The following is a 9,296-nucleotide window of genomic DNA, read 5'->3' on the forward strand; positions in this document are numbered from 1 at the left end:
ATTTATATTATATTTTTATTATAAATAATTACCCATTTTATACGACGAAGAGCCCATTTTTAATAAACCTTTTTCCCAAACAATTTTTAATAAACCTTTTTCCCAAACAATTTTTAATAAACCTTTTTCCCAAACAATTTTTAATAAACCTTTTTCCCAAACAATTTTTAATAAACCTTTTTCCCAAACAATTTTTAATAAACTTTTTTCCAAAAAGTTTACGTACATCTTTTATATCCCTTGTGTAAATATAGTGCCCATGCGCGATATTGTTGTTATAGGGCACAAAGCAAACACAAGCGGCGACTTTACATTAAATGATCTTCCAGGTTCTGCAGGAAGAATGGATATCCTTTGCCGCTGCGTGAGTTCTGCCCTTTTTCTTTCTTTCGGAATGCGCAGGGACGTAAATGTACACCTGCTCCTTCTGGGAGAACCTGATCCAGGAAAAATCCTCAGGTTTGAAGGACTCCATCTCAGATACCTTAACCCGGACGAGCGGAGCAGCGGTTCGCTTATCCAGAAAGCCCTTCAAAAGAGCGCAACCGAACAGGACATCCGTTCCACTCCAGGCGTCTGGATTCGCAGAGGAAACCTTGATTCTCTGCTCTCAGGATTTGAAGGTCGCACCCTGCTATACCTGAGAGAAGACGGAGAGGACATCAGGGCAATTGCAAATGAAATCCGCGATCCGGTCTTCATCCTTGGAGACCATGTAGGAGTTACCGAAGAAGAGGAAGCACAGCTCCTTAAGGCAGGGGCGAAAATTATCTCAGTAGGTCCTCTTTCTCTACATTCTAATCACTGCATAACCCTTATCCACAATGAACTGGACAGGGCTGAAGCTGAAAGGGGAGAGTTACCCGGAGAAGCTGACAGTAGGATTGAAGATTGAGTGGCGTAACCATTGATCCGCAACGGTTGTGCCGCAACCGTTGCGCCGGTTGATCACGCCTATAGGGTTTGGGGATAAGTTCCTCAAATCCAAAGGTTACAGTTTTCGGTCAAGCCTTTTTTTAAAAGGCTTGTGATCACGCCTATAGGGTTTGGGATAAGTTTTTCAAATCCAAAGGTTACAGTTTTCGCTCAAGCCTTTTTTGAAAAGGCTTGCGGGCAAGCAGTTTTTTGAAAAGGCTTGCGGGCAAGTTCCAGAACAAAGAGCTTAAAGAAAGTGAAAGAAAATGGATGTACTCGATATTTCAAAAAAAATTCTCCATGAAGGCCCGATATGTGACAACTGTCTGGGCAGGCAATTTGCAAAATTATCTACAGGTCTGAGCAATAGAGAACGCGGGCAGTCCTTGAAACTTGCCCTTGTCCTGGAAGGGGACCGGATCTATAAAGCTGAAAAAGATGATTCCCTGCTTAAAGAGCTTGCTCCTTGCAGTGCATTTGCGAGAAAGGCTCTCGGAACAGAGAGTGAAGACGAACAGTGCTGGGTCTGCCTTGACCAGTTTAAAAAGCTGGATGAATGGGCCGATGAAGCTGTAAAAGCTCTTGAATGGCTTGAATATTCTACCTTTCTTGTGGGCACGAAGGTCAGCGGACTTCTGAGTGAAAACGAGGAAATGCTCTGGGCTGAGGCAGGAACTGCATACGCCGAGCAGCTTAAGACCGAACTTAATAGGGAAGTTGGCAAGCGGATAGCTGAAAAGGTCCAGAAAGATGTGGATTTCGAAAACCCTGATATTACAATTACTCTTGACCTGGCAAAAAACAAGCTTGATCTCCAGCTTCGTTCGGTATATATTCTGGGGCGCTACCGCAAATTTCTAAGGGGAATTCCCCAGACACGCTGGCCTTGCAGGAAATGCAAGGGTAAAGGATGTGAACGCTGCAATTTTACAGGGAAACAATATCAGGAATCCGTAGACGAGCTTATAAAAGGACCTGTAATTGAAGCTTTCCAGGCCATTGATACGGCTTTTCATGGTTCGGGCAGGGAAGATATCGATGCCCTTATGCTGGGAAGCGGTAGGCCTTTTGTAGTTGAAGCAAAGTCCCCTGTAAAACGAAGCACAGACCTTGAAAAACTTATGCAGAACATTAACGAGAAAGCTGCCGGAAAAGTTGAGGTAAGAGAATTATCTTTCACTGGAAAGGATATGATTGAGACCTTAAAAAGCTCAAAGGCGGATAAAACTTATAAGCTTAAAGTTACATTTAAAGAGCCTGTTTCGGAGGAAAAGCTTAAATCCAGCCTGGAGGCTTTGAATGACATAGAGATCTCCCAGCAGACTCCAAAACGGGTAGTTCACAGGCGGGCTGACCTTGTCAGAAAAAGACATGTGCACAGCATCAGGCTTGACGAACTGACAGACGAAGGCTACGCTTACATAACAGTAAACTGCGAAGGCGGGCTATATGTAAAAGAGCTTATTTCCGGAGATGAAGGAAGAACAAACCCGAGCCTGAGCGGACTTTTAGGGGTTCCTGCGCTTGTGGAAGATCTTGATGTGGTCAACGTCGATATTTAAAACTCAATCTGAATCAGCTTTATTTAATACGTGGGTCAGGAAAATACTGCCTGACTGAACGTCTTATTTAAATAATATCCATCTTATTTAGAGAAAAACTGTATATACTATAGACAAATTAATCGAGCATTCTAAGGAGGAACATGCGATGACAAACTCCCACGGTGAAAAACGCTGCACAAGGTATAAATTACAGAAGACAGTTCGTGAAAGAGGGATTTCCCCTGTAAGCAAGGCAATTCAAGAATTCGAAGAAGGGCAGATGGTTCATATTGACATTGATCCGAGCGTTCAGAAAGGTATGCCCAATCCAAAATTCCAGGGTTCTACCGGAAAGATTCTCAGACAGCGCGGTCGTTCGTACATTCTTGAAGTCCGCAACGGAAATGCGATGAAGGAAGTTATCTCTCTCCCTCAGCACCTTAAACCGCAGAAGTATTAATTTCCATTCCAGGCAGTTAGGTTGTAAAACCTAACCCATTTTACCTGAGTTTTATACTATGCAGGCTTTTGCCGTAGGCTCGGGCTCCTGCCAGGGGTTTTCGGTGACTTGTAAGAATAGGAGTCTGTATTTAAAGTTAAGAAACTCAGTGCCCCCTGGAGAACTGCTTAAAGGGGAGAGGGGAACTTAAAGAAAACTGATTTTAAAAAATTGGTTCTTTATCCTATGGTGATCTCTATTCCATAGTGATCTCTTATCCCGATAAGGGAATATCTATAATTATATATCGTTTGTCAGACATATACCTGATCCAGATCAGGAAAAGATTATTCGGAAAAATTTCATATCATTATTGAATACGATCGAGTTTCGTGAATAACGGCAATCCGAAGAAGGCCTATCCGTGAAAAAGGTCCGCAATCTCGAGACCAGTTCAGATTTCCGGATACTGACAGGCAGAAATTTACTTGCCAGGAACTCCTGGAGAAGTGAAGAGTGATCTGAAGAGATTACTCAGCAGAGAATGGCAGATCATTACAACTTTTAAGTCAAAAAGAGTGTATTCCAATGATAGTTAAGGAAGTCCTCAGTGAAGAATTATTGACCTTGGCCGAAGTCAGAGAACTACTTACCAGGATCACCGAAGAGCGCAGAGAGAAGGGGCTTGAAGTCGGATATGGATTCAGAAAAGCTCTGCACCATGCTGAACAGTTCTCAAAGATCAGTGGAGATAAATCAAGGGAACTGGTTAACAAGCTGTTAGAACTAGAAAAAATGAAACCTTCAATCGCGATCAGGATCGCAGATATTCTGCCTCAATCCAGGGACGAGATCCGATCAATCTACGCTAAAGAAAAATATACCCTGAGCAATGAGGAGCTTGATCAAGTTCTCGATTATGTAATGGAAGCTATTGAATAAAACTGAGATGTAAAGGGAATAACCTATATAGAAGTTTTCATCTTCTTATTTATAAGGGTAGTATCCGAAACTTTGAGTATGTTAAAGTATCAGGGAGTACCTGATATTAATTCAAACACAGGGGACTCTTTGGGTTATTGAAATATATAGTCCGGGGATGCCGGTTAAAGGGTAGTCCATTTGTATTTGGTTAAGGATTTTGAGCTGCTGATCTCGATTTCGACGGAAAAACTCAAACCCAAATGTTTAGTGTTTAAATTGAAATCGATATCAGATTCCAGTTTTGCATTTGATGAATAATTTAACAAATTTTATGAAAATCAATGCAATTGATAACGATTTTTCCTTAACCGATGACCAATGAAGGGTAGTCTAAAGTTTCACAGGACACACCGAACATTAGAAATTTGTGAAGTGTTGACAGTTCCGATTAGTGAATAGATTCCAAACCGGATGGATGCGAGTTGGGCATATCAGGATAAGACGTATCCTGAAAACAGATTTCCATGGAATTTCAGATAATTGATAGGATGGGTGCTGATGAGAGTAGAGAAGTCGCAATCAGGTAGACCGTACGCTGGCAGATCAGCTGCTGAAAAACCTTCTTATGGCGGCAAGCGTCCGGCAGGCAAACCGCAATCCGAGAGACAATCAGAAAGAGCTCCGCGCTCATCCAGAAAGTCCCAGGAAAGCTCACAGGAAAGAGAGGAATATGCATGGGTTCTCGACTACCTTCCCTATGGGAAATCAGTTGATGGCGCTGCCACATATCAGAAAAAACCTCTTGTCCAGGCTATAGGAGATAAAAAATTTACTCTTATGGAACTCGTTCCCAAAAACGGTGTGGTTCCTCAGATTCAGTCAAGAGTTTATATAGGATCGGGAGACCGGGATGAAATTGACCATGTAAAACAGAGAATAGGCTACCCGGATCTTACAACAGGAGCGAATCTCGAACTGCCTTTTATCCTTGAGGCATGTGTCAGGTATCAGGAGGAACGCTTTGTAAAGTTTTTCAACGAGGCTCATTCTATCACTACCCGCTTGCATATGCTTGATCTCCTTCCCGGAATAGGTAAAAAACTCATGTGGTCTATAATTGATGAGCGTAAAAAAGGAGACTTTAAGAGTTTTCAGGATATTCGAGAAAGAATTCCAAGCCTTCACGATCCGACTAAAGTCCTTGCCCACAGGATTGAAGAAGAACTTAAGGATGATTTCATCAAGTATAGGCTGTTCACAACTCCGCCACGCCGACAGTAAGCCGAGTGAGATGAATTCTCTCGGTTCTATTTTTCCAGTAGGGCTCTCAAGGTTAATTTTTCAGTTTTTGATTATTATTCCCTAAATTATATTTATTCTATATTAGGTCAAAGTACTCGGTTTACTCCGAAATACTCTCAATTTATTCAGTAATATACTTAACTTACGCAGTAACATACTCAAACGCAGTAACATACTCAACTTATCGAGGAGGCTTCAGTCTGGTTCGTTTTCTTCTTAAGAAATATAATATAAAAGGAGGCACTTTTGATCAGCATTTTCTGGTCGATGCAGGCTATCTGGATAGAATAGTGACTGCTGCTGAGCTTGGGCCAGAGGATGTAGTTCTTGAAATCGGTGCAGGTATCGGAAACCTGACTGAAAGGCTTGCAAAAAAAGCAAAAAAAGTAATTGCAGTTGAACTTGATCCTGTTCTTGTCAGAGTCCTCCATGATCGTTTCGATAAGGTTGAAAATATTGAGATTATTCCAGGGGATGCCCTGAAAATCGAGTTTCCGGAATTCGATAAGGTTGTCTCAAACCTTCCTTATTCCATCTCATCTGAGATCACTTTCAAGCTCCTTCGCTATAAGTTCAAACTGGGCATTCTCATGTACCAGTACGAGTTTGCAGCCAGGATGGTTTCTCCACCTAACTGTAAGGACTATTCGCGTCTTACGGTAGATACATGCTATTTTGCCGATGCATCCATTTTGATGAAAGTCCCAAAAAGTGCTTTCCAGCCGGTACCAGAGGTTGATTCTGCAGTTGTCAAACTTGTTCCTCGCCCTGTACCTTTCGAAGTCAAAGACCAGGCTTTTTTCATGGACTTTGTGGCTGCAGTCTTCAGCCAGCGCCGGAAAAAACTGAAAAATGCGATTCTGAACATGAACCATGTACTTAAAATTTCCAACATCAAAGAGATAATAACTCGATTACCTGAGGATATGATGAGTAAGCGCGCTGAAAACCTGACTCCTGAAGAGCTTGCAAAGGTTGCAAATCAGATAATTGATTTAAAGAAGTTACCTCTTGAAGACGATTAAACAAATAATAAACCAAGTATAATAGAGCTATAAATCAAATAGAACTATAAATCAAATAGAACTATAAATTAAATAGAACTATAAACCAGGGACAATACAATTAAAAAACAAGTAACTCGAAAATTATGGTTGAAATTGAATACAAAAAAGCTCGGATCAGGCTCGGGAATACGGATCTTGTCTATGAGCCTGCGGAAGATTCTTTTTTACTTGCCGATGCCGCCCTTAAAGAAGCGAAACCAGGCATGCACATTCTTGAAATCGGAACAGGGTCGGGTTTTGTATCAGCTGTGCTTCTTGCAAACCTGAAAGAGATTTGTCTGGTTGCTACGGAAATTAACCCCCATGCTGCCCGCTGTGCGAAAACAAATGCTGTTGAGGTTATCCGTACCGACCTTTTCAAAGGCCTTACAACCCGCTGTCCGGAGACCCGTTTTGACCTTATTCTCTTTAATCCGCCCTACCTTCCGACTTCTGAGGAAGAAAAGGTCCCAGGCTGGCTGAACTACGCTTTTGACGGTGGAACAAGTGGAAGAGAGACTCTAAATAGATTTCTTGACGAAGTAAGGGACTATCTCAAGCCAGGAGGAGAAATTCTTGTGCTTATTTCCTCCATTACAGGGTTAGACGCCGTAAAGGAGAAAATGGAGAAGATAGGTTTTGCGGTTAATGTCGTGGCAAGAAAAAAGGTTTCTTTTGAGGAGTTAATGGTTGTTAGAGGGAAGCTTTTCTAATCTAGAAAATCCCGCCTGATGACTTTACTTTTAATGCAGTTAATTAGCACAGAAATAAAGATTCAAAACTGTTTTCCAAAAATAGACGAGAATACATAACTTTTTAAATTATTTTCACCTTATTCAATAAGGGGGTGAAATATGTCACATACTAATTTCTGGGAATATTTCTGGGATATAATGGGTGCATTAATAATAATGATCATAATATTAATTGGGATTTCCAGTTTTAAATGATCAACCGTTGGATATAAATGATAATCTACCGCTAATTAGGGCCTGGTATAAATGTATAATAACGGTGGTCTTATTTAATTGAATTTGTATGTTTTTGTTTATCTTTGCTTTAGTGTTTCTGTTTTCTTTCTACTCAAATTTTGGACTCAACGATGAATCATAGTCAACTAAATCTAGCAAGTAATGCCAGACGGATACTTCTTAGTATAGTGTAATTGTAGCTATATTAGGCTTAATTACTTCGATAGTAAGTGTGTGGATTAATATAGATCAACATGGACAAAAATAGTTAAGAAAATAGCAGGACCAGATAGCAAGACAGCTTTCGAGTAATTTTGATGGAAAATTACTGCACTTCTGGACACGGTTATAAGTCTGTTTCTTTTTTCTATCTTGAAACAATCGCCCGAGTACTGATAGTGAAAAGTATTGATAGGTATGAAAAAATCTGCTAATAGTGAAAAGTATGGGAAGGTATGGAAAAAATTGAAAAAAGGTACAACTTGATGTTTTTACTCAGAGACTCGACTTGTTGGATAAGGCTGTAAACTGAAGACAACCTCAAGATCAATAGAATTGTCCCTAATAGAAAAATTGTAGCCTTTAAAAAGGGTTATATCCTTTTAAAAAATCTACTTTAATATTTCTTTGGGGTTATTGTTATAACTTAAACCGTTTATGTTCCTTACTGGCTGTCATTCATTGTGACTGTATCGGAACTCTGTGTATGGTTCATTGCTATAGCTAGTTTTCGCTGCTTACTACTCATATGAGTACCTGCTTGAGCTGTAGCATTTCCAGTTACATTTTCAGTTACATTTTCAGTTACATTTTCACTTATATTTTCACTTATATTCTCAGTTACATTTTCTTTTGTTTCTCCAGGTGTTACTATAGGTGCAGAAGTCTCTACAGGTGTCTCTGAAGATACAGGTGCTTCTATAGATGTGGAGTTGACTTCTTCAGAAGAAGTCTGAGTTTGGTTTTCTGCAGTATTTGTTTTTTCGGCACAGCCAGCCGCAAAGACTACAGCAGCAACAATGAGAACCATTGCTATAATTTTCAGAATCTTTTCCATTTGCATTCATCTCTAAAAATTCTCTTTTTTCGATCGGTTTAACAGATCTGAAATTTTTCAATAAGAGATCTATTTAGGCTTACGCACTTGAGGTACAGAATAAGACACATTAAGCTTTGTAACTAGTCTAGCGTTTAAAACTGTTGAAAGTTTAACGTTATTGTTTCTTGGTTCAACCGCGTAAGTCTTTAAAATAATACGTAAACTTTCATTTAAAACTTCTGAATCTCATCGATATTTTCAACAGTTTGCCACCAGGATTGGCTCAAAAGTATCAACCATGGAACAGGTGAGTTTTTGATCTGGGAGCACAAACCCTGGTAGAGAATAGGCTACTAAAAACAAGTCCGAAGCAACAAAGGCTAAACCGGAAAATCCATAGGTTTATCGGAAAAACTGCACATCGTAAACGCGAAGCCAGAAAAGAATCCGACATAAGTTACGAGTCTCTTAAGTTTATTTGCAATTAGTATGAACAAGTACTGGATATTTTTATGAAATAGTTTCTAATCAGTAATTAATGGTGTTGGTAACTTAACGCAAAATTCCATTATTCTATTTGCATTAGATTATATAGCAAAGACTTTGCATTTTATACTGTATAGTTTTGTCACTCTTCACCAGCTTTGTTCAAACAACCATCCGGAAACTTCTTATACCACACTAGAAAGGTTTGGGTATATAAACAGACTTCCAAATTTTTATTATCCGGTTTTTGGAGAGGTTTTGATTATCAAAAGCCTGCATGAGCCTGTAAACAGGTCGACAATTCTATTTTATTCAGCCCATTCTTATAAAAGTCACTTCTGAACTTGCCAATTCCATAACCCATAGGAACGCGGACTCTTATAACTGATAGCTGACTATTGAACGTAAAAAGCTACGGGAAATGCACAAATAAATTTACAAAATTTTTAGTACTGCCGAATAGATCTAACAATTAGTGTTTTTGAGGTGTAGATTTTTAAATATCCCATTGTTATTAAGTTGTTAATATTTCCCAATGGAGTCACCAGCCTAACAATTTCTTGTTTTTCATTTATCCTAGCTTCGGCAGGTTAACGCAACTAGAGGTATATATTTTCATATTCCTCTCCC

Annotated in this window: 9 protein-coding genes; 7 read left to right on the forward strand and 2 right to left on the reverse strand. The window is 39.7% G+C overall.

Features of this window, described 5'->3' with window-relative positions; translation table 11 throughout:
* Positions 1-18: 18 nt before the first annotated feature.
* A complete protein-coding gene (locus tag ASJ81_RS06090) occupies positions 19-228 on the reverse strand; it encodes a hypothetical protein (RefSeq protein WP_095643713.1) in 210 nt (69 codons plus the stop codon).
* Positions 229-259: 31 nt separating this feature from the next.
* On the opposite strand from ASJ81_RS06090, the gene trmY reads away from it, so the two are divergent.
* The 7 genes from trmY to ASJ81_RS06125 all read left to right on the forward strand — a co-directional run bounded on the left by trmY (position 260) and on the right by ASJ81_RS06125 (position 6,883).
* Positions 260-895 (forward strand): tRNA (pseudouridine(54)-N(1))-methyltransferase TrmY, encoded by a 636-nt coding sequence (gene trmY, locus ASJ81_RS06095; protein ID WP_095643714.1) that lies wholly within the window; start codon positions 260-262, stop codon positions 893-895.
* A 286-nt stretch (positions 896-1,181) separates the two neighbouring features.
* Positions 1,182-2,477 (forward strand): tRNA pseudouridine(54/55) synthase Pus10, encoded by a 1,296-nt coding sequence (locus ASJ81_RS06100; RefSeq protein WP_095643715.1) that lies wholly within the window; start codon positions 1,182-1,184, stop codon positions 2,475-2,477.
* Between the two features lie 148 nt (positions 2,478-2,625).
* Positions 2,626-2,919, forward strand: a complete 294-nt coding sequence (locus ASJ81_RS06105; RefSeq protein WP_095643716.1) for a 50S ribosomal protein L21e — start codon at positions 2,626-2,628, stop codon at positions 2,917-2,919.
* Positions 2,920-3,486: 567 nt separating this feature from the next.
* Complete coding sequence (locus tag ASJ81_RS06110; protein WP_095643717.1) at positions 3,487-3,840, forward strand: RNA polymerase Rpb4 family protein; 354 nt, start codon at positions 3,487-3,489, stop codon at positions 3,838-3,840.
* A gap of 540 nt (positions 3,841-4,380) precedes the next feature.
* Positions 4,381-5,103, forward strand: coding sequence for a DUF655 domain-containing protein (locus tag ASJ81_RS06115; RefSeq protein ID WP_095643718.1), 723 nt, complete (start codon positions 4,381-4,383; stop codon positions 5,101-5,103).
* A 221-nt stretch (positions 5,104-5,324) separates the two neighbouring features.
* Complete coding sequence (rsmA, locus tag ASJ81_RS06120; RefSeq protein ID WP_095643719.1) at positions 5,325-6,149, forward strand: 16S rRNA (adenine(1518)-N(6)/adenine(1519)-N(6))-dimethyltransferase RsmA; 825 nt, start codon at positions 5,325-5,327, stop codon at positions 6,147-6,149.
* Positions 6,150-6,274: 125 nt separating this feature from the next.
* Entirely contained in the window at positions 6,275-6,883 is a 609-nt protein-coding gene (locus ASJ81_RS06125) for a HemK2/MTQ2 family protein methyltransferase (RefSeq protein ID WP_095643720.1), read from the forward strand.
* A 922-nt stretch (positions 6,884-7,805) separates the two neighbouring features.
* Here the strand turns inward: ASJ81_RS06125 and ASJ81_RS06130 are convergent.
* The gene (locus ASJ81_RS06130) at positions 7,806-8,198 is read right to left on the reverse strand and encodes a hypothetical protein (RefSeq protein ID WP_095643721.1); all 393 of its coding nucleotides are present in this window, start codon (positions 8,196-8,198) and stop codon (positions 7,806-7,808) included.
* Positions 8,199-9,296 lie beyond the last annotated feature (1,098 nt).

The organism is Methanosarcina spelaei (assembly GCF_002287235.1).
Classification (GTDB): Archaea; Halobacteriota; Methanosarcinia; order Methanosarcinales; family Methanosarcinaceae; genus Methanosarcina; species Methanosarcina spelaei.